This window comes from Porphyrobacter sp. CACIAM 03H1, assembly GCF_002215495.1.
GTDB lineage: Bacteria > Pseudomonadota > Alphaproteobacteria > Sphingomonadales > Sphingomonadaceae > Erythrobacter.
Genome location: NZ_CP021378.1, coordinates 2,479,055 through 2,497,471, shown reverse-complemented (window position 1 = coordinate 2,497,471; position 18,417 = coordinate 2,479,055). Strand labels below are relative to the sequence as shown.

Below are 18,417 nucleotides of genomic sequence, written 5' to 3'. Positions count from 1 at the left end.
CCTAGGGAAGGGCGGCGGTCAAGGCAAGGTCGCGGGGGGAATGGGCGCCGGCGCCAGCAGCGCGGGATCGATCCTCGCCGCCACCCGCCGCGCCGCCGACAGGGTCATGTGGCTGCCGTCCCAGTAATTGAGCGTGCCGTCCTGCACGAACAGGCAGCGCCCCTCCCTGCACAGGGCGGGGGCGGGATCGACATAGGCGAGGCGGGGGTCGCCAGCGGCCAGCTGCGCCAGCCGCGCGCTGATCCCCCGTCCCTCGGCCAGCGCCTCGGGGTAGCTCGCCGGGCAATCGGTGTTCCATGCGGCGCGGCAACGCAGCCAGCCGTCGGCGAACCGATCGCCGGCGGCCCAGGCGGTCGGCGAATTGCCGAGGAGGATGATCCGCGTGCCCTCGGGCAGTCGCGCGGCGAACCGCCTGATCGCGGCCAGAAGGGTTCGAGCGCCCGCCTCCTCGGTGCTCGATCCGAGCCACGTTTCCGATCCGGCGACGTAGAGATCGCGCTCCCACCGCTGGGCCCAGATGACCGTGCGCACGCCCCGTTCGCGCAGCAGCGCCTCGAGCCTGCCGGGCAGGGCGTCGCATTGGGCCGTGTAGATCCACGAGGGCGGATTGTTGCGCAGATCGTCTGCCGCAAGGCAGCCCGACTGGCTGATGAGCGCGCCCGGGCCGAACCGTTCGGTGAAGGCCTCGTAATACTGGCTTGCATGACTGTCGCCGTAGAGCACGAAGCCGAGCGGGCCGCGCGGCGGGATAATCGTCCTCTCGTCGGCGAGGGGCGGCTTCAGCCCGTCGAGCCGCGCCGCCTCGGGGCCGCTGGCGGGGAGCAGCCATCCGGCATAGCCTGCCGCACCCGCCAGCGCCGGCAGGGCCAGCGCCGCGCAGGCCGCGGCCGCCAGCGCGCCGGGCCGTGCCAGAGCGCGCCGCGCGCGCACCGGCTGCTCGATCCAGCGCCACGATGCCGCGCCGAGCCCGACCGAGACCGCGATCAGCACGACGCGCGTCCAGACGGGCAGGCCGCCCAGCCACAGGTATTCGCCCAGCGCCAGCAGCGGCTGGTGCCAGAGATAGGTGCCGAAGGAGACGAGGCCGAGCCCGGTCAGGGCCCGCAAGCCGAGCACCCGCATCGCCGGGCCGGGGACCGCGCCATGGCGGATGACGAGCGCCGTCCCGAGTGTCGGCAGGGAGAACCATGCGCCGGGGGCGGAAGCTTCGGGGGTGATCAGCACGAGCCCCGCCGCGATCAGCGCCAGCCCCGCCGCCGCCAGCGCCGCACGTGGCTGCCGTGCGGGCGGCGCGAGCGCGCAGAGCGCGCCGAGGCCGAGCTCCCACATCCGCGTCGGCAGGAGGTAGAAGGCCCCGAGCGGCCAGGGCGGGGCGAGCCACAGCGCCAGCGCGAAGCTCGCCAGCGTGATCCCCGTGACGACCGCTGCCAGCGCTCCCCGCCGCCAACGGAAGACCGCCATCAACAGCAGCGGGAAGACGAGGTAGAACTGTTCCTCGACGCCCAGGGTCCAGGTGTGGATAAGCGGCTCGGCCCCGGCGGCGCTGTCGAAATAGCCGACATCGCGGGCGAACAGCAGGTTCGATCCGAACAGCGCCGCCGCCGCCAGCGCCTTGGCGAACTGGTAGAAGTCGAGCGGCGTCATCACCGCCCAGGCCACCAGACCCGTCACCGCCAGCATGGCCGCAAGGGCAGGCACGATCCGGCGGATGCGACGCTGCCAGAAGGCCCAGACCGAAAAGCGACCCGCGGCCAGCTCGCCCGCGATGATCGCGGTGATGAGGTAGCCGCTGATCACGAAGAACACATCGACCCCGGCAAAGCCGCCGGGCAGAACCTCGGGAAAGGCGTGATGGACGACCACCGCGGCGATGGCGACGGCGCGCAGTCCGTCGATCTCGGGGCGGTGAGGGGCGGAGGCGGGTGCCTCCGCGCGCGCCTCCTTCGGCAGGGGGTGCATCGTCAGATCAGGCCCTTGGCCCTGAGGCTGATGTGCCCCTCGCGCCCGATGATCACGTGATCGTGGACGGTCACCCCCATGTGCCGCCCGGCCTCGGCGATCCGCTGGGTGATCTGGATGTCGGCGCGGCTGGGTTCGGGCGAGCCGGAGGGGTGGTTGTGGACGAGGATCATGGCAGAGGCGCCCACGTCCATCGCGCGCCGGATCACCTCGCGCGGGTGGATCGCCGCCTCGTCGATGCTGCCGTCGCCCACGTGATGATCCTCGATCAGGCGGTTCTTGGTGTCGAGATAGAGCACCCGTACGCGCTCGACCGTCAGGTGCGCCATGTCGGTGGTGAGGTAGTCGATCAGCGCCTGCCAGCTGCCCAGCACCGGCTTGCCCATGATCTCCCCGCGGGCCATGCGCCGGGCGGCGGTGGCGACAGCCTTCAGTGCGGCGGCGGAATTCTCGCCCACGCCCTTTACGCGCTGCAAGGCCTTGGGATCGGCGTTGAGCACGCCGGCGAGGCTCCCGTACTGCGCCAGCAACGCCTTCGCGATCGGCTTGGTGTTACCGCGCGGAATGGCCGCGAAGAGGAGATATTCGAGCACCTCGTAATCGGCGAGCGCCTCCGCGCCGCCGGTCAGCAGGCGCTGGCGCAGCCGCGCGCGGTGCCCGTCCCCGGCGGCCTTGCCCGCGTCCCAGTCGGGCACGGGCCCGTCGAGAAAATCGAACCCCTCTTCAGCTTCCGGCAATGCGACCCCCCGGACAAGCGTTGCGTCTCGCGCTTCATTGCCTTTGGACGATGAAGCGCGCAAGGGTTGGAGACGATGCCGGGAGCGGACGCGCAGCAGATCGAGGGGCCCGAGGGCGGCGAGGCGGGGCAGGCCCGGTCGCGCCGCTGGCCGAGGCGCATCGCCGCGGGCGTGGCGGTGGTGGCGCTCGCCGCCGGGAGCACCGCGTGGCTCGCGCGAGAGCGAATCGCCGCCGATGCGATCGACGGCTATCTTGCCGACAACGGCGTTCCGGCCACCTACGACATCATCAGCCTCACCCCGCGCGAACAGGTGATCGCCAACCTCGTCATCGGCGATCCCGCGCGGCCCGATCTGACGGTGAGGCGCATGGTGGTCACGCTCGGCGCGGGCTGGCAGGGGCCGGAGGTGCGCGCCGTGTGGGTCGAGGGCGCGCGGCTCTATGCCAGCCTCCGCGGCGGGCGTGTCAGCCTCGGGGCGCTCGATCCGTTGGTGTTCACCGAGAGCGATGCCCCGCCGCGCCTGCCGGCGATCGACCTTGCCCTGCGCGATGCCCGCGCGCTGGTGGAGAGCGATTACGGTCGGATCGGGGTGAAGCTCGAAGGCGCGGGGCGGCTCGATGACGGATTCGCCGGCATCCTCGCCGCGACTGCTCCGGGAATCGGCACCGAGGGCTGCCGCGCCGCCGGGGCGACGCTTTATGGCAAGCTCACCACAAACGGCGGTGCGCCCACCATCGACGGCCCGCTGCGCCTTGCCGGGCTGGAATGCGCCGACGCGCGCCTCGCCCGGGCGGATATCGGCACCAGGGCCAGCCTCAGGCCCGATTTCGCCGCGGCCGAAGCCGATTTCGCGATCCGGGGCTCGGGCGGGGCCTATGGCGACCTGTCGGGCGAGGGCCTGTCAGGGACGGCGCGGCTGGGCTGGTCGGAAGGCCGCGTCGCGCTTGCCCATGACCTTTCGCTCGTCGGCATCGCCGCCCCGCAGGGACGCCTGGCGCGCCTTTCGGCCGAAGGGGCATGGCGCGGCACGGCGGACGGGGCGAGCGGCCAGTGGGAGGGATCGCTGCGCGCCGCCGGCCTTGCGCCCGCGCCCGGCCTCACCTCCAGCCTCGCCGAAGCCGCGCGCGGGGCCGAGGGCACGCTCGCTTCGCCATTGCTCGATAAGGTCCGCGCCAGCCTCGAGGCAGGTCTTGCCGGAGCGAGCATCGCCGTCGACGCGACCCTGCGCCACAGGGGCGCCGAGACATCGCTGGTCATCCCCGAGGCGAGCCTCGCCACCCGCCGCGGCACGCGCGTGCTGGCGCTCTCGCGGGCGAGCGCGGGGCTGGGCGAGGGCGGGCTCACCGGCCTCAGCGGCAACCTGCTCGCCGGCGGCGCGGGTCTGCCCGACATCAACGCGCGCATCGCGCAAGCGCCGGACGGCGGCTGGACCATGCGCCTCGCGATGGCCGACTATGCGGCGGGCGCCAACCGCCTCGCGATCCCGAGCCTGACCCTGCGCGCCGCGGCCAATGGGGCGGTGCGCTTCGACGGCCTGTTGACCGCGAGCGGCGACCTGCCGGGAGGCGGGGTGGAGGACCTTTCCCTTCCGCTCGAGGGCTCGTGGTCGCAGGGCGCGGGCCTCGCGCTGGGCACGCGCTGCACGCCGCTGCGCTTTGCCAGCCTCGCGCTTTCGGGCCTTGCGCTCGAGGGGCAGGCGATCACCCTGTGTCCCGAGCGCGGCGGACCCATACTCGCCTGGCGGGACGGCCTCAAGCTCGCTGCCCGCACCGGCGCACTGCGGCTCGAAGGCACCATGGGCGAAAGCCCCGCAAGCCTTGCGGCGGGGGGCGCGGTTCTGCGCTATCCCGGGGCGTTCCGCATCGAGAACCTCGCCGCCAGCATCGGCAGCGGCGAAAACGCGGTGAACCTTGCCGCTGCCAGCCTTGAGGGCAGCTTGACGGGCGAGACTGCCGGGACCTTCGCGGGCGGCACGGCGCGGCTCGCGGCGGTGCCCTTCGATCTCGACGCGGTGGGCGGGCGCTGGGCTTTCGCCGAGGGCGCTTTCAAGGTGACCGGCGGGGCCTTCACTCTGTTGGACCGGCCGGAGGCGGGCGCCCCTGCGCGCTTCGCCCCGCTCGTGGCGGAAGGCGCGGGCCTGACGCTCGCCGACAATCGCATCACCGCCGATGCCCGTCTGCGACATCCCGCATCGCAGCGCGCGATCGCCGATGTCGCAGTGACCCACGATCTCGACACGGCCGCAGGCGGGGCGCGCTTCACCGTGCCCGGCATTGCCTTCGACGCGGCGCTCCAGCCCGAGGACCTGTCCTATCTCGCCAAGGGCGTGATCGCGCTGGCCGAGGGGACGGTCACCGGCAACGGCCGGATCGACTGGCGGGGCGGCGACATCACCAGTTCGGGCATCTTCGCCAGCGACGGGTTCGACTTCGCTGCCGCCTTCGGGCCGGTGCGGGGCCTTGCCGGCAAGGTCGTCTTCACCGACCTCGTCAATCTCACCACCGCGCCCGACCAGCGCCTTACCGTCGCCGCGATCAACCCCGGGGTCGAGGTGCTAGCCGGCACGCTCCAGTTCGAGCTGCGCGACGGCACGGTGCTCAGCGTCGAGGATGCGCGCTTCCCCTTGATGGGTGGCACACTGCTGCTGCGCCCGCTGGAGATGGATTTCGGCAAGTCCGAGGAGCGCCGCTACGTCTTCGAGGTGGTCGGCCTCGATGCCGCGCAGTTCGTCGCGCAGATGGAGCTCACCAATCTCTCGGCCACCGGCATCTTCGACGGGACGGTGCCGATCGTCTTCGATGTCCAGGGCAATGGCCGGATCGAGGGCGGGATGCTGATCGCCCGCGAGGGCGGGGGCAATGTCGCCTATGTCGGCGAGCTCACCTACGAGGACCTCGGCACGATGGGCAACTATGCCTTCTCGGCCCTGCGCTCGCTCGATTACCGCCAGATGAGCGTCGGCCTCGGCGGCGACCTTGCGGGCGAGATCGTCACCAGCTTCAATTTCGACGGGGTGCGGCAGGGGGCGGGTACGAGCCGCAACTTCATCACCCGCCGCCTCGCCGAGCTTCCGATCCGGTTCCGGGTCAATGTCCGGTCGGAGAATTTCTACGAGCTCGCCACCATGGTGCGGTCGTTCTGGGATGTCGGCTATCTCGGCAATCTCGAGGAACGCTACCGCGTCGAGAGCGGGCGGCTCGTGCCCCGCGATCCCGTTCAACCTCCCGAAAGCGAAAGCCAGCCATGATGCACCACGAATTGACCGCGCCGCGGCGCGCTGCCACACCTCCGGGCATGAAGGGGGCACGGGCAGGCACCATGGAGCGGACAGGCAGCAACCGGCGCCGGGCGTTGGCGGGTGCGGGCCTGGTCCTTTCGGCAATGCTCGCGGGCTGCATCAACATCGCCGCCCCGGACAAGCCGATCGTGATCGAGCTCAACGTCAACATCCGGCAGGAAGTGATCCTTCGCCTGGCGGAGGATGCGAAGAACACGATCGAGGAAAACGCGGACATCTTCTGATGCCGCGACAAGGAGGAAACACGATGCGCAGTGCCATTCTCGCCGGGATCGCCGCCACGGCCGCGCTCGGCCTCGTGGCCGGGCCCGCGCTCGCCCAGCGCGATCCCGCCTATGCCGCCGCGCGCGAGGCGGGCAAGGTCGGCGAGAAGCCCGACGGCTATCTCGGGATCGTCGGCGATGCCGATCCGGCGCTGCAACGGCTGGTCAACGACATCAACATCAAGCGCAAGGCTGTCTATGCCGAGAAGGCGCTGGAGAACAAGGCGACGCCCGAAGCCTATGCCTTCACCTCCGGCTGCCTTGCGATCGCCGCGACCAAGCCGGGCGAGAAATACATGGGCCCCGACGGCTCGTGGCAGACCCGCACCGCCGCCGCGCCGCTGCGCGATCCGCGCTGTCCCTGATTTTTTCGCACCTGCACAATCTGGCCCTTGGGCGATGTTGACACATATGTGCCCCCCTTCTAAGGGGTCGGCGCCCTCGGCGGGCACCTGGTTGCGCGTGTGCTGGTCTTGCTCTTGGGAGATCAAGGCATGAGCGACGAGAAACCCGCCCGAGAACCCATTCACGAGGATGCGCGGATCGACGCGCTCGAAGCGCGGCTCAGGGCCGCACGCGAGCGCGAAGAGCAGCGCAACCGGCCACAGGTGAAGGGTGTCGATGCGAATTACCGCAGCGGCAACCGCGCCTTGGCCAGTCTCCTGGGCGGGATCATCGGCGGCCTGGTGATCGGCTCTGCGCTGGACGCATTGCTGGGAATCGCGCCCTGGGGTCTGTTAGGCGGGCTGTTCCTCGGAACGGCCTCGGCTTTCAGAAGCATTATCCTGAGCGCGAACACGCGCCCCGCAGATGAGGTCCAGAGCCGGGACGACGAGGGATAGACCCCTCCGGATCCCCTCCAGACCCCGTTCAAGGGGCGTGTTTCATGTGAAACATTTGGGGATCTTTCGATCGTGGCAGCCGAAGAAGGCAAGGTCGATCCGATGAAGCAGTTCACCATCGAACCCCTGCTGGGGTCCGATTGGCAACTGGCCGACGGGATCAACATCGCGTTCACCAATTCCGCGCTGTGGATGGCCGTGACCGCCATCCTCGTCTGGGTGTTCGTCGCTGGCGGCATGAAGCGCGAGCTGGTGCCGGGCCGCTGGCAGATGGCGGTCGAGACGATGACCGGCTTCATCGACGATCTGCTCGAGGCCAATGTCGGCCAGGCCGGGCGCAAGTACGTGCCCTACATCTTCACGCTCTTCATGTTCATCCTGTTCGGGAACCTGCTCGGCCTGGTGCCGCTCGGTCTGATCCCGGGGGTGCACGCCTTCACCTTCACGAGCCACTTCACCGCGACCGGCGTGCTGGCGATCATGAGCTTCTCGATCGTGCTGATCGTCGGCTTCTGGAAGCACGGCCTGCACTTCTTCTCGCTGTTCTGGCCCGCGAACACGCCCGCGTTCCTCGCGCTGCCGATCAGCCTGATCGAGCTCGTGTCCTTCATGGTCCGCCCCTTCAGCCTCGCGCTGCGTCTGTTCGTCGCGATGATGGCCGGCCACGTCCTGCTCAAGGTGCTGGCGAGCTTCGTGATCGCCGGCGGCAGCGGCGGGATCGGCACCGGCGTGCTGGTTGGCGTCCCGAGCTTCGTCCTGATGGTCGCGATCAGCGCGCTCGAAATCCTCGTCGCGGGGATCCAGGCCTATGTCTTCGCGCTGCTGACCTCGCTCTACATCAACGACGCGGAAAACCTTCACTGAGAGCCCGCGGGCTCTCTTAGAAACCCTCACCATCACACAGATTTTACTCAAGGAGTTTGATATCATGGACGCAACTGCTGCAGCTCTCCTCGGTGCCGGTCTCGCCGCTATCGGCGCCGGCCTCGCCGCGCTCGGCGTGGGCAACGTCTTCGCCTCGTTCCTCGAAGGCGCGCTGCGCAACCCGGGTGCCGCCGACGGCCAGCAGGGCCGCCTGTTCATCGGCTTCGCGGCCGCCGAACTTCTCGGCCTGCTCGCCTTCGTTATCGCCGTTCTGCTGATCTTCCGCTAAGATCGGGCGCGCCGGACGCGGGCGGGGCCATGCCTCGCCTGCGTGCCGGCGCCCTTCTCGCGAACTGCCGGTAACAAGGGCGGACCATGCCTCAGATTGAACAAATCGCCGAGACGCTGTCGAGCCAGGTGTTCTGGCTGCTGCTGTTCTTCGGCCTCACCTTCGTGGTCGTCGGTCTCGGGATGGTTCCCAAGATCCTCGGCACGGTGGAGCTGCGGGACAACCAGATCGCCGGCGATCTCGCCGCGGCGCAGGCGGCGCGTGACGCTGCCGATACCGAGGAAGCGGCCTGGCGCTCGCGCGAGAATGCCAACCGTGCCGCGGCGCAGGAGCTGATCGGCGCGGCCAAGGCCAAGGCAGCCGCTGCCAGTGCAGCCAAGCTTGCCGAGGCGCAGGGCCGGCTCGATGCCCGCCTTGCCGAAGCCGAGGCCGCGATCGAAGCCGCGCGCAGCAGCGCGATGGCCGAGATCGAGGGCGTCGCCGCCGAAGCCGCACGCGACATCGTCGCCCGTGTTGCTGGCGCCGAAGTCGAACCCGCCGCCGCCGAGGCTGCGGTCAAGGAGGTGATGGCGCATGGCTGACATTCTGATGCTGCTCGCCAGCGGGGCCGAAGGTCACGCCGAACCGGGGGTGCTGGGCCTCGATTCGTACCAGTGGGTCGCCCTCGCGATGACCGTGCTGATCGGCGTCTTCCTGTGGAAGAAGGTCCCCGGCCTCATCACCGGCGGGCTCGATTCCAAGATCGCCGCGATCCGTGCCGCGCTCGATGAAGCCAAGACCCTGCGCGCCGAGGCCGAGGCCCTGCGCGCCGAATACGCCGCCAAGATCGCATCGGCCGAGAAGGACGCCGAGGCGATGCTGGCAGGCGCGCGCGAGGAAGCCGACGCGATCCTCGCCAAGGCCGAAGCCGACAGCGAGGTGATGGTCGCCCGTCGCCAGCGCATGGCCGAAGACAAGATCGCCGCCGCTGAGCGCGCTGCGGTTGCCGAGGTCAAGGCCAAGGCCGTGACCGCCGCCGCCGCGGCCTCGAAGGTCCTGATCGCGCGTGCGCATGATGGTGCCGCCGACAAGCGGCTCGCCGACGAGGTGATCGCCTCGCTCTGAGCGGCGCGTTCGAAGTAACATCGAAGGGCGGTCCTGCGGGGCCGCCCTTTTTTCGTGGCGCACGGCCTGCCGCGCCGGCGGGGCGGGCAGGCGGTCCCGGCGAAACAAAGGCGCCGGGAAGCAGCTTCTTCTTCCTTTGCGAAGGAGACCCGCCCCATGCCGCTCACCGCCTGCGCCATCAATTGCTCGCTTGCCGCATCGGACGCCCGCGAAAGTTCGACGGACGCGATGATCGCCGTGCTGCGCGAGGCCTTCGAGAAGCATGACGTGACGCTCGGTAAGCCGATCCGCATTGCCGACCACAACGTCAGGCCGGGGGTGACGTCGGACGAGGGCGAGGGCGACGATTGGCCCACGATCCGCAAGCAGATTCTCGCCGCCGACGTCCTCGTGTTCGGCACCCCGATCTGGCTCGGGCAGGCGTCGTCCGTCGCCAAGCGGGTGCTCGAGCGGATGGACGCCTTCCTTTCCGAGACCGACGACCAGGGCCGTATGCCGAGCTACGGCAAGGTCGCGGTGGCGGCGATCGTGGGGAACGAGGACGGGGCGCACTGGGCCTCCTCGCAGCTCTTCCAGTCCTTGAACGACCTGGGCTGGACCATACCCGCCGTGGCAGCGTGCTACTGGGTGGGCGAGGCGATGGGGAGCACCGACTTCAAGGATCTGGACGAGGTGCCTGAGAAGGTCGCCAAGACCGCCGCGATGGTCGCCGGCAATGCCGCGCACCTCGCGCGGCTGCTCAAGGATGCGCCCTATCCGGGCTGAAACACCACCTTGCCCACCAGTTCGCGCCGCGCCATCGCGTCGAAGCCCTCGCGCCAGCGCGACAGCGGCAGGATGCGGTCGATCGCGGGGGTGATTGCGCCCGCTTCGGCAAGCTTCGCAATCGCACGGTTGATGGCGCGTCCTTGCTCGGGGAAGCGGCGTGCGTATTCGCCCGCGCGCAGTCCGACGATGCTGAAGCCCTTGATCAGCGGGATGTTGGTGGAGATGTCGGCGATCCGCCCGCTCGTGAAGCCGACCACCACCAGCTTGCCGCCGAAAGCCACGCAGCGGGTCGACTCGTCGAACACGTCGCCGCCGACCGGGTCGAAGACGATGTCCGCGAGGTGGCCGCCCGTCAGGTCGGCGACCTGTTCGCGGAAGCGCCCCTCGGCGGCGATCACGGCCTCGGGGCGGGCGAGGGCGGCGATGCGCTCCGCCTTGTCGGGCGATCCGGTGGTGGCGATCACCCGCGCGCCGAGCGCCCGCGCGAGGTCGCAGGCGGCAAGGCCCACCCCGCCGCTAGCGCCGTGGACCAGCACCCACTGGCCCTCACTGAGGTCGGCCAGCTCGACCAGACCAGTGAAGGCCGTGGAATAGGCCGCACCCATCGCGGCGGCGGCAGGAAAGTCGAGCCCCGCGGGCATGGGCGAGAGCCTCTCGGCGGGGACGCAGGCCTGCGCGGCAAAGGCGCCGGTCTTGTTGCCGCCCATGACCCTGTCGCCGGGCGCGAAGTCGCTGCCCGGGTCGGCCTCCAGCACCTCGCCGGCGAATTCGAGGCCGCTGGTGAAGGGCACCTCGGGCCTGAACTGGTATTCGCCGCGGGTCATCAGCAGGTCGGGGTAGTTGAGCGAAGCGGCGCGCACGGCCACCCGGACCTCACCCGCGCGGCGCTCCGGCGTGGGCACGTCTGTCAGGGTCACGCCCGAGAGATCGGACGAGAGCCGCTCGACCCTGAGGGCCTGCATGAGGCTAGAAGTTGTCCTTGGCCGCGCGCAGCGCCGCGAAGGTCTCGGCCGGGGTGCTGCCGCCCCAGCGCGCCATCATGTCGGGATCGTCGGCGCGCAGGAAGGGGTTGGTGGCAAGCTCCCGGCGCAGCGTGGTGGGAACGGTGGGTTCGTCCTTGGCGCGCTTGGCGGTGATCTCGTCGATATAGTCCTGCAGCGCGACATTGCCGGGATCGGCATGGGCCGCGAACTTCGCGTTCGACGCGGTGTATTCGTGCGCGCAGTAGAGCAGGGTTTCGGGGGGCAGAGCCTTGATGCGTGACAGGCTGTCCCAGAACTGCCCGGGCTCTCCCTCGAACATCCGCCCGCAGCCGAGCGCAAAGACCGAATCGCCGACGAAGGCGATCCCGGCCTCGGGCAAGTGGAAGGCGATGTGTCCGTTGGTGTGGCCCGAGACGTCGATCACGTGCGCTTCGACACCGCCGATCATCACGGTCTCGCCATGCGTCACCGTCCGGTCGAGCGGGAACTTGCCGGAAACCTCGGCCGGGCCGAGGATGGTGCAGCCGGTCTCTTCCTGGATATGCGCGTTGCCCCCGGCATGATCGGGGTGCCAGTGGGTGTTCCAGATCTGGGTGATCTTCCAGCCCTTCATGTCAGCCTCGAGCAGGTACTGCTTGGCGTCGGGCGTATCGATGGCCACCGTCTCGTGGCTCTCGGTGTCGTGGACGAGATAGCCGTAGTTGTCGCTGAGGCAGGGGAACTGGTGAACGTGGATCATGGGCGGGGGTCTTACGCGCGTTGTGGGCGCGTGAAAAGGCCCGCCTGCGGAACGCAAGCGGGCCTGTTTCTTGGCCAAGCCGGATGGAAGGGGCGCCCGCCGCCGGGGCGGGCGCTGCCCGATCAGTCGTCCTTGCGCTTGAGGGCTTCGCCAAGGATGTCGCCGAGCGAAGCGCCCGAGTCCGACGAACCGAACTGCGCAACCGCTTCCTTCTCTTCGGCGATCTGACGCGCCTTGATCGAGAAGTTCGGCTTCTTGGAACGGTCGAAGCCGATCACCATCGCGTCGACCTTGCTGCCGACCTGGAAGCGGTCCGGACGCTGCTCGTCGCGGTCGCGGCCGAGGTCCGAACGCTTGATGAAGCCGGTCGCGCCGTCCTCGCCAACCTGCACTTCCAGCCCGCCGTCGCGCACTTCGAGCACGGTGACAGTGACGGTCTGGTTCTTGCGCAGGCTCGAGCCGCTGGCGGTGCCTTCAGCCGAGGGCGCGCCCTTTTCGAGCTGCTTCATGCCGAGGCTGATGCGCTCCTTCTCGACGTCCACGTCGAGGACGACGGCCTTGACCATCTCGCCCTTGCGGTGGAGCGCCAGCGCGTCCTCGCCCGAGATGCCCCAGGCGATGTCCGACATGTGCACCATGCCGTCGACGTCGCCATCGAGGCCGATGAACAGGCCGAATTCGGTCGCGTTCTTGACTTCGCCTTCGACGACCGAGCCGACCGGGTGCTTCTCGGCGAACTCGTCCCACGGATTGCGCTGGGCCTGCTTGAGGCCGAGGCTGATGCGGCGCTTGTCGCTGTCAACTTCCAGCACCATCACGTCGACTTCCTGCGAGGTCGAGACGATCTTGCCCGGGTGGACGTTCTTCTTGGTCCAGCTCATTTCCGAAACGTGGACGAGGCCTTCGATGCCCGGCTCGAGCTCGACGAAGGCGCCGTATTCGGTGATGTTGGTGACCTGGCCGGTGAGCTTCATGCCGACCGGATACTTGGCCGAGACGCCATCCCACGGATCGCTCTCCAGCTGCTTCATGCCGAGGCTGATGCGCTGCGTTTCGGCGTTGATGCGCACGATCTGCACGGTCACGGTGTCGCCGATGGCGATCACTTCGCTCGGGTGGTTGACGCGCTTGTAGCTCATGTCGGTGACATGGAGCAGGCCGTCGATGCCGCCGAGGTCGACGAAGGCGCCGTAATCGGTGATGTTCTTGACCACGCCGTCGATGATCTGGCCTTCGACCAGGTCATTGATGAGCTCGCTGCGCTGTTCGGCGCGGGTTTCTTCGAGCACGGCACGACGCGAGACGACGATGTTGCCCCGGCGACGGTCCATCTTGAGGATCTGGAAGGGCTGCGGCACGTCCATCAGCGGGGTGACGTCGCGCACCGGGCGGATGTCGACCTGCGAGCCGGGGAGGAACGCCACGGCGCCATCGAGGTCGACGGTGAAGCCGCCCTTGACGCGGCCGAAGATGCGGCCTTCGACGCGCTTGCCTTCGCCGAACTCGCTTTCGAGCTTGTCCCACGCGGCTTCGCGGCGGGCGCGGTCACGCGAGAGCATGGCTTCGCCATCGGCGTTCTCGACGCGGTCGACGAAGACTTCGACTTCGCCGCCGACGGTCAGGCCGTGGTCGTCCTCGCCACGCGAGAATTCCTTGAGGGAGATGCGGCCTTCGCTCTTGAGGCCGACGTCGATCACGGCGAAGCCGTTCTCGATCGCGGTGACGGTGCCCTTGACGACGCGGCCTTCGAAGCCTTCGTCGCCGGCGCCGCCGAGCTGTTCGTTGAGAAGCGCTTCAAAGTCAGCGCGGGTGGGCATCTGGGTTGCCATAAGGTCAGCAGGTCCTGTTTCGTTGTGCTACCGGCCACCGGTTTTTCCGGGGTCTTTCTCCGCTTCCCAGGCACCATTGCCGGGGCTGGCGGGGCAAGAGGCAGACTTCCCCGCGCGGCCCCATGCCGGACGCGAGGGTTCCTTCAACCTTGGATGATTGCGAGAACGGGGCCGCGCCTAGGCGAGGCCTGCGCGAAAAGCAAGGAAAACCGGCTCAGCCGGCGCGGGCCAGCACGGCCTCGATCGCCGCCTCGATCGCGGCGTCGCGGCCGAAATGGGTGGTGTCGAGCACGAGCGCATCGGGCGCGGCGATGAGCGGGGCATCCTTGCGGCCCATGTCGCGCGCGTCGCGGGCGGCGATGTCGCGTTCGATGTCGGGGAGCGCGACGGCGATCCCGCGACCCGTCATCTCGAGCCAGCGCCGCCGCGCGCGCTCGGCCACGCTGGCGGTGACGAACAGCTTCACCTGCGCCTCGGGCGCGATGACGGTTCCGATGTCGCGCCCGTCGAGCACCGCGCCGCCTTCCTGCGTCGCGAAGGCGCGCTGGCGTTCGTAAAGCGCGTGGCGCACGTCGGGGTGGACGGAGACGCGGCTCGCGAACCCGCCGACCTCCTCGGAACGCAGGATGTCGTCTTCGAGCAGGGCGTCGGCGAAGTCGCAGGCCGCGAGCGCCGCGTGCGGATCGTCAGGGTCGGTGCCGTTGATCTGCACCTGCCGTCCGACCGCGCGGTAGAGCAGGCCGGTGTCGAGATGGGGCAGGCCGAAATGCGCGGCGAGCGCCTTGGCGATGGTGCCCTTGCCACTGGCGGTGGGGCCGTCGACCGCGATGATCATTCCGCCGCCTCCTTGCGTCCGCGCCACGCTTTCACCAGCCCGAGCAGCGCGATGGAGGCCCAGAAGAACTCCAGCACGAGGCTCGCCCAGTTGGTGTGGTAGAGCAGCGAGACCGTCAGCAGCGCGGCGCCGAGCAGGTTGGTGCCGTGGAGAAGGAAGGGATTGGTCGCCTTCGCCAGCGTCAGATAGGCATAGGCGCCGATGATGCAGGCCGTGCCGCACAGGCCGACGATGCTGGGCCAGTCGAGCGGGGTGTTCATCGCGCGGTCGCCTCGGCGAGCAGGCCCGTGAAGGTCGGGAAGCTGGTGTTGATCGGGCTGATGTCGTCAACCTCGACCCCATCGGCGCTGACAAGACCCGCGACCGCCATGCTCATGGCTATGCGGTGATCGAGCAGCGACTTGACGCGCCCGTTGGCCGTGCCCCTCAGAGGCTCGCCGCCGGTGCCGTGAATGGTGAGACCGTCCTCGTGTTCGTCCACCCGCGCGCCGGCGGCGGTCAGCGCGGCGGCCATCGCGGCGAGGCGGTCGCTTTCCTTGACGCGCAGTTCCTCGAGGCCCGTCGTGCGGGTGGTGCCCCCGGCCAACGCGGCGGCAACGAAGAGGACGGGGAATTCGTCGATCATGCTCGGCGCGATGGCCGGATCGACCTCGACGCCGGTCAGGGCCGCATGTCGCACGCGCAGGTCGGCCACCGGCTCGCCGCCGACCTCGCGGGGGTTCACCTCCTCGATATCGGCGCCCATCTGGCGCAGCACATGGAGCAGCCCGGCGCGGGTCGGGTTGAGGCCGACGTTCATGATCGTGAGGTCGCTCCCCGGCACCAGCGTGGCCGCGACCATGAAGAAGGCGGCCGAGGAGGGATCGCCCGGGACGACAACGTCCATCGGGTGCAGGTCCGCCTCGCCGTGGATGGCGATAACTGTCTCGCCGTTCTCCTCGCCCACCTCGAGCTTGGCGCCGAACCCGGTCAGCATCCGCTCCGTATGGTCGCGGGTGGGGACGGGCTCGATCACGCGGGTGATACCGGGGGTGTTGAGCCCGGCGAGCAGCACCGCGCTTTTCACCTGCGCGCTCGCGACGGGGAGGCGGTAGGTGATCGGCACGGCGGGGCTCGCGCCCCGCAGCATCAGGGGGAGAGTGCCCCCCGCGCTCGCCTCGAAACTGGCGCCCATCAGCGACAGCGGATCGATGACGCGCTTCATCGGGCGGCCCGAAAGGCTCGCATCGCCCGTGAAGGTCGCGGTGATGGCATGGCTCGCGACCAGACCCATCAGCAGCCGCGTCGAGGTGCCCGAATTGCCCATGTCGAGCGCCTGTTTCGGTTCGATCAGGCTGCCGACCCCGACGCCGTCGACCGTCCAGCTGCCGTCCTCCCCGCGCGCGATCTGCGCCCCGAAGGCGCGCATCGCCGCCGCGGTCGCCAGCACGTCCTCGCCCTCGAGCAAGCCGTGGATGGTGCTGCGGCCCACCGCGAGGCCTGCAAACATCAGCGAACGGTGGCTGATCGACTTGTCGCCCGGAACGCGGATCGCGCCCCGCAGCGGACCCATGGACGTGAAGCGGTGGCTGGTCATAAGGCGGCGGTCTTTGACAGCGCCCCGCGCTTCTGGCAAGGCGCGCCGCGTTTGCCCGCCCGGCTCTTGATAAAGAGCTTGCCGGGACCCAATTTTTGCGATCAATCGCCCTTCGAATTTCGTGACACTGACAAGGCCCGCCCTTCGCCAAGGGTCGGCCCCAATCGAGGAATACACATGGCCAAGCCCGAATGGGGTACCAAGCGTACCTGCCCGAAATGCGGGACCCGCTTCTACGATCTCGGCAAGGAGGACCCCGTCTCCTGCATCGAGTGCGGCGAGACCTGGACGCCCGAGCCCGTTCTCAAGTCCAAGCAGCCGATTCCCTTCGAGGAAGCCGAGAAGAAGGTTGATGTCGAAGCCGATGCCGATCTGGGCGGCGACGATGATCTGGGCGATCTCGAGGACATCGAGGATATCGACGAGGACGGCGATTCGCCCGACAACGATGTCGACCTCGGCGGCGACGACGATCTGGGCGTCTCGACCGGCACCGGTGACGACGACGACGACGAAAACTGATTTTTTCGCTTGCAAGGGGGAGGTGGCCCTTATAATGGCCGCCTCCCGCGAGCAGGGCACCACGCTCTGCTTCGCATGATGACTGGCTCGGGGCCTTAGCTCAGCTGGGAGAGCGCAACACTGGCAGTGTTGAGGTCAGCGGTTCGATCCCGCTAGGCTCCACCAGTCACCAACTGATAAAGTCGAAAGGCGCATCCCCTAAGGGGACACCTTCCGCAACGCTGGCCGACGAGGTTTCGTCCGCCGGCGTTTTTCGCATTTTCCGGGCGTTTCGGCTCCCGGCAGGAGACGTTGGCGATGTTCGATACGCTGTCCGACCGCCTTGGCGGGGTGTTCGACAAGCTCAAGGGCCGCGGTGCGCTGCGCGAGCAGGACGTGCGCGATGCCATGCGCGAGGTGCGCATCGCTCTCCTCGAAGCCGACGTCGCGCTCCCCGTCGCCCGCCGCTTCATCGATGCCGTCACCGAAAAGGCCGTCGGTCAGGATGTCCTGAAGTCGGTCACCCCCGGCCAGATGGTCATCAAGATCGTCCATGACGAACTGGTCGCAACGCTGGGCGGGATGGAGGTCGAGGGCCTCAAGCTCGACGCCAAGCCGCCGGTCGTGATCATGATGGTCGGGCTTCAGGGCTCGGGCAAGACGACCACCACCGCCAAGCTCGCCAAGCTGATCCGCGAACGCCACGGCAAGAAGGCGCTGATGGCCTCGCTCGACGTCAACCGTCCGGCGGCGCAGGAGCAGCTCGCGGTGCTGGGCACGCAGGTCGAAGTCGCGACCCTGCCGATCGTGGCCGGCCAGCAGCCGGTCGATATCGCGCGGCGCGCGATGGAAGCCGCGCGCCTCCAGAACTTCGACGTCCTCCTCCTCGACACCGCGGGCCGCCTCCACGTCGACGACGCGCTGATGGCCGAGATGAAGGCCGTCGCGAGCGTCTCGGCGCCGAACGAAGTGCTGCTGGTGGTCGATTCGCTCACCGGCCAGGACGCGGTAAACGTCGCGCAGAGCTTCACCAATGAAGTGCCGCTGACCGGCGTGGTCCTCACCCGCATGGACGGCGACGCGCGCGGCGGTGCGGCACTGTCGATGCGCGCGGTCACCGGCAAGCCGATCAAGTTCGCCGGCACCGGCGAAAAGCTCGACGCGATCGAGCCCTTCCGGCCCGGTTCCGTCGCCGACCGCATCCTCGGCATGGGCGATGTCGTCAGCCTCGTCGAACGCGCGGCAGCGACGATCAAGGAAGAAGAGGCCGAGAAGCTCGCCCGCAACTTCGAGAAGGGCAAGTTCGACCTCGACGATCTCGCCATGCAGCTGCGCCAGATGCGCAACATGGGCGGGCTGGGGATGCTCGCCGGCATGATGCCGGGCATGAAGAAGGCCAAGGCCGCGATGGCCGCGAGCGGGATGGACGACAAGGTGCTCGTCCACCTCGAGGCGGTGATTTCCTCGATGACCCCCAAGGAGCGCGCCAATCCCGACCTGATGAACGCCAAGCGCAAGAAGCGCGTGGCGGCGGGCAGCGGCACCGACGTGCAGACCGTCAACAAGCTCCTGAAGATGCATCAGGAAATGGCCCGCGCCATGAAGCAGATCAGGAAGATGGGCGGCCTCAAGGGCCTCGCGGCGATGTTCGGCGGCGGGGGCATGGGTGGCCCGGGCGGTCCGATGGGTGGTCTCGGTGGTCCCGGCGGGCTCCCCGGCCTCGGGGGCGGCGGAATGGGCGGCCTGCCCGGCCTTGGCGGCCCGCCGCGCAAGAAATAGTTTCAGTTCAGAAGTTTCGGTTCAAAAGTTCAATTCACTCGAAAGGTAA

Annotated in this window: 19 protein-coding genes and 1 tRNA gene; 12 read left to right on the top strand and 8 right to left on the bottom strand. The window is 68.9% G+C overall.

The genetic code is table 11. The features are described from left to right. Positions 1-18: 18 nt before the first annotated feature. Entirely contained in the window at positions 19-1,959 is a 1,941-nt protein-coding gene (locus tag CBR61_RS11935) for an acyltransferase family protein (RefSeq protein ID WP_088914564.1), read from the bottom strand. Between the two features lie 2 nt (positions 1,960-1,961). Continuing rightward, positions 1,962-2,696 carry a RadC family protein gene (gene radC, locus CBR61_RS11930; protein ID WP_088914563.1) on the bottom strand — a complete coding sequence of 245 codons (735 nt, stop codon included), beginning with the start codon at positions 2,694-2,696 and terminating at the stop codon, positions 1,962-1,964. 75 nt (positions 2,697-2,771) lie between these two features. Here radC and CBR61_RS11925 point away from each other — a divergent pair, with 75 nt between their 5' ends. From CBR61_RS11925 to CBR61_RS11885, 9 genes are all read left to right on the top strand, one after another. Beyond that, positions 2,772-5,945, top strand: coding sequence for an intermembrane phospholipid transport protein YdbH family protein (locus CBR61_RS11925; protein WP_088914562.1), 3,174 nt, complete (start codon positions 2,772-2,774; stop codon positions 5,943-5,945). Next, the gene (locus tag CBR61_RS11920; protein WP_233996722.1) at positions 5,942-6,220 is read left to right on the top strand and encodes a YnbE family lipoprotein; all 279 of its coding nucleotides are present in this window, start codon (positions 5,942-5,944) and stop codon (positions 6,218-6,220) included. The genes CBR61_RS11925 and CBR61_RS11920 overlap by 4 nt, the downstream gene beginning before the upstream one ends. Before the next feature lie 23 nt (positions 6,221-6,243). After that, a complete protein-coding gene (locus CBR61_RS11915; RefSeq protein WP_088914561.1) occupies positions 6,244-6,624 on the top strand; it encodes a YdbL family protein in 381 nt (126 codons plus the stop codon). Positions 6,625-6,753: 129 nt separating this feature from the next. Next, a complete protein-coding gene (locus CBR61_RS11910) occupies positions 6,754-7,101 on the top strand; it encodes an AtpZ/AtpI family protein (protein WP_088914560.1) in 348 nt (115 codons plus the stop codon). Positions 7,102-7,203: 102 nt separating this feature from the next. Then, positions 7,204-7,965, top strand: coding sequence for a F0F1 ATP synthase subunit A (locus CBR61_RS11905; protein WP_088915600.1), 762 nt, complete (start codon positions 7,204-7,206; stop codon positions 7,963-7,965). Between the two features lie 64 nt (positions 7,966-8,029). Continuing rightward, positions 8,030-8,254: a F0F1 ATP synthase subunit C gene (locus CBR61_RS11900; protein WP_054118254.1), complete on the top strand. Its 225-nt coding sequence runs from the start codon at positions 8,030-8,032 to the stop codon at positions 8,252-8,254. Between the two features lie 86 nt (positions 8,255-8,340). Beyond that, positions 8,341-8,835, top strand: a complete 495-nt coding sequence (locus tag CBR61_RS11895; protein WP_088914559.1) for an ATPase — start codon at positions 8,341-8,343, stop codon at positions 8,833-8,835. Continuing rightward, positions 8,828-9,358, top strand: a complete 531-nt coding sequence (locus CBR61_RS11890; RefSeq protein WP_088914558.1) for a hypothetical protein — start codon at positions 8,828-8,830, stop codon at positions 9,356-9,358. Before CBR61_RS11895 ends, CBR61_RS11890 begins: the two co-directional genes overlap by 8 nt. Positions 9,359-9,514: 156 nt before the next feature. After that, on the top strand, positions 9,515-10,123 hold the full coding sequence (locus CBR61_RS11885; protein WP_088914557.1) for a flavodoxin family protein: 609 nt from the start codon (positions 9,515-9,517) through the stop codon (positions 10,121-10,123). Here the strand turns inward: CBR61_RS11885 and CBR61_RS11880 are convergent. From CBR61_RS11880 to aroA, 6 genes are all read right to left on the bottom strand, one after another. Further along, positions 10,111-11,088: an NADPH:quinone oxidoreductase family protein gene (locus CBR61_RS11880; protein ID WP_088914556.1), complete on the bottom strand. Its 978-nt coding sequence runs from the start codon at positions 11,086-11,088 to the stop codon at positions 10,111-10,113. The genes CBR61_RS11885 and CBR61_RS11880 overlap by 13 nt on opposite strands. 4 nt (positions 11,089-11,092) lie before the next feature. Further along, positions 11,093-11,848 (bottom strand): hydroxyacylglutathione hydrolase, encoded by a 756-nt coding sequence (gloB, locus tag CBR61_RS11875; RefSeq protein ID WP_088914555.1) that lies wholly within the window; start codon positions 11,846-11,848, stop codon positions 11,093-11,095. Between the two features lie 122 nt (positions 11,849-11,970). Beyond that, entirely contained in the window at positions 11,971-13,677 is a 1,707-nt protein-coding gene (rpsA, locus tag CBR61_RS11870) for a 30S ribosomal protein S1 (protein WP_088914554.1), read from the bottom strand. Between the two features lie 214 nt (positions 13,678-13,891). Beyond that, positions 13,892-14,512 (bottom strand): (d)CMP kinase, encoded by a 621-nt coding sequence (gene cmk, locus CBR61_RS11865; RefSeq protein ID WP_088914553.1) that lies wholly within the window; start codon positions 14,510-14,512, stop codon positions 13,892-13,894. Beyond that, positions 14,509-14,772, bottom strand: a complete 264-nt coding sequence (locus CBR61_RS11860; protein ID WP_088914552.1) for a CBU_0592 family membrane protein — start codon at positions 14,770-14,772, stop codon at positions 14,509-14,511. Before CBR61_RS11860 ends, cmk begins: the two co-directional genes overlap by 4 nt. Beyond that, positions 14,769-16,088, bottom strand: a complete 1,320-nt coding sequence (aroA, locus tag CBR61_RS11855) for a 3-phosphoshikimate 1-carboxyvinyltransferase (RefSeq protein ID WP_088914551.1) — start codon at positions 16,086-16,088, stop codon at positions 14,769-14,771. The genes CBR61_RS11860 and aroA overlap by 4 nt, the downstream gene beginning before the upstream one ends. A 177-nt stretch (positions 16,089-16,265) precedes the next feature. Here aroA and CBR61_RS11850 point away from each other — a divergent pair, with 177 nt between their 5' ends. The 3 genes from CBR61_RS11850 to ffh all read left to right on the top strand — a co-directional run bounded on the left by CBR61_RS11850 (position 16,266) and on the right by ffh (position 18,368). Beyond that, entirely contained in the window at positions 16,266-16,610 is a 345-nt protein-coding gene (locus CBR61_RS11850) for a TIGR02300 family protein (protein WP_088914550.1), read from the top strand. Between the two features lie 89 nt (positions 16,611-16,699). Beyond that, positions 16,700-16,775: transfer RNA gene (locus CBR61_RS11845), tRNA-Ala, on the top strand. A gap of 132 nt (positions 16,776-16,907) precedes the next feature. Then, on the top strand, positions 16,908-18,368 hold the full coding sequence (gene ffh / locus CBR61_RS11840; RefSeq protein WP_088914549.1) for a signal recognition particle protein: 1,461 nt from the start codon (positions 16,908-16,910) through the stop codon (positions 18,366-18,368). Positions 18,369-18,417: the final 49 nt, after the last annotated feature.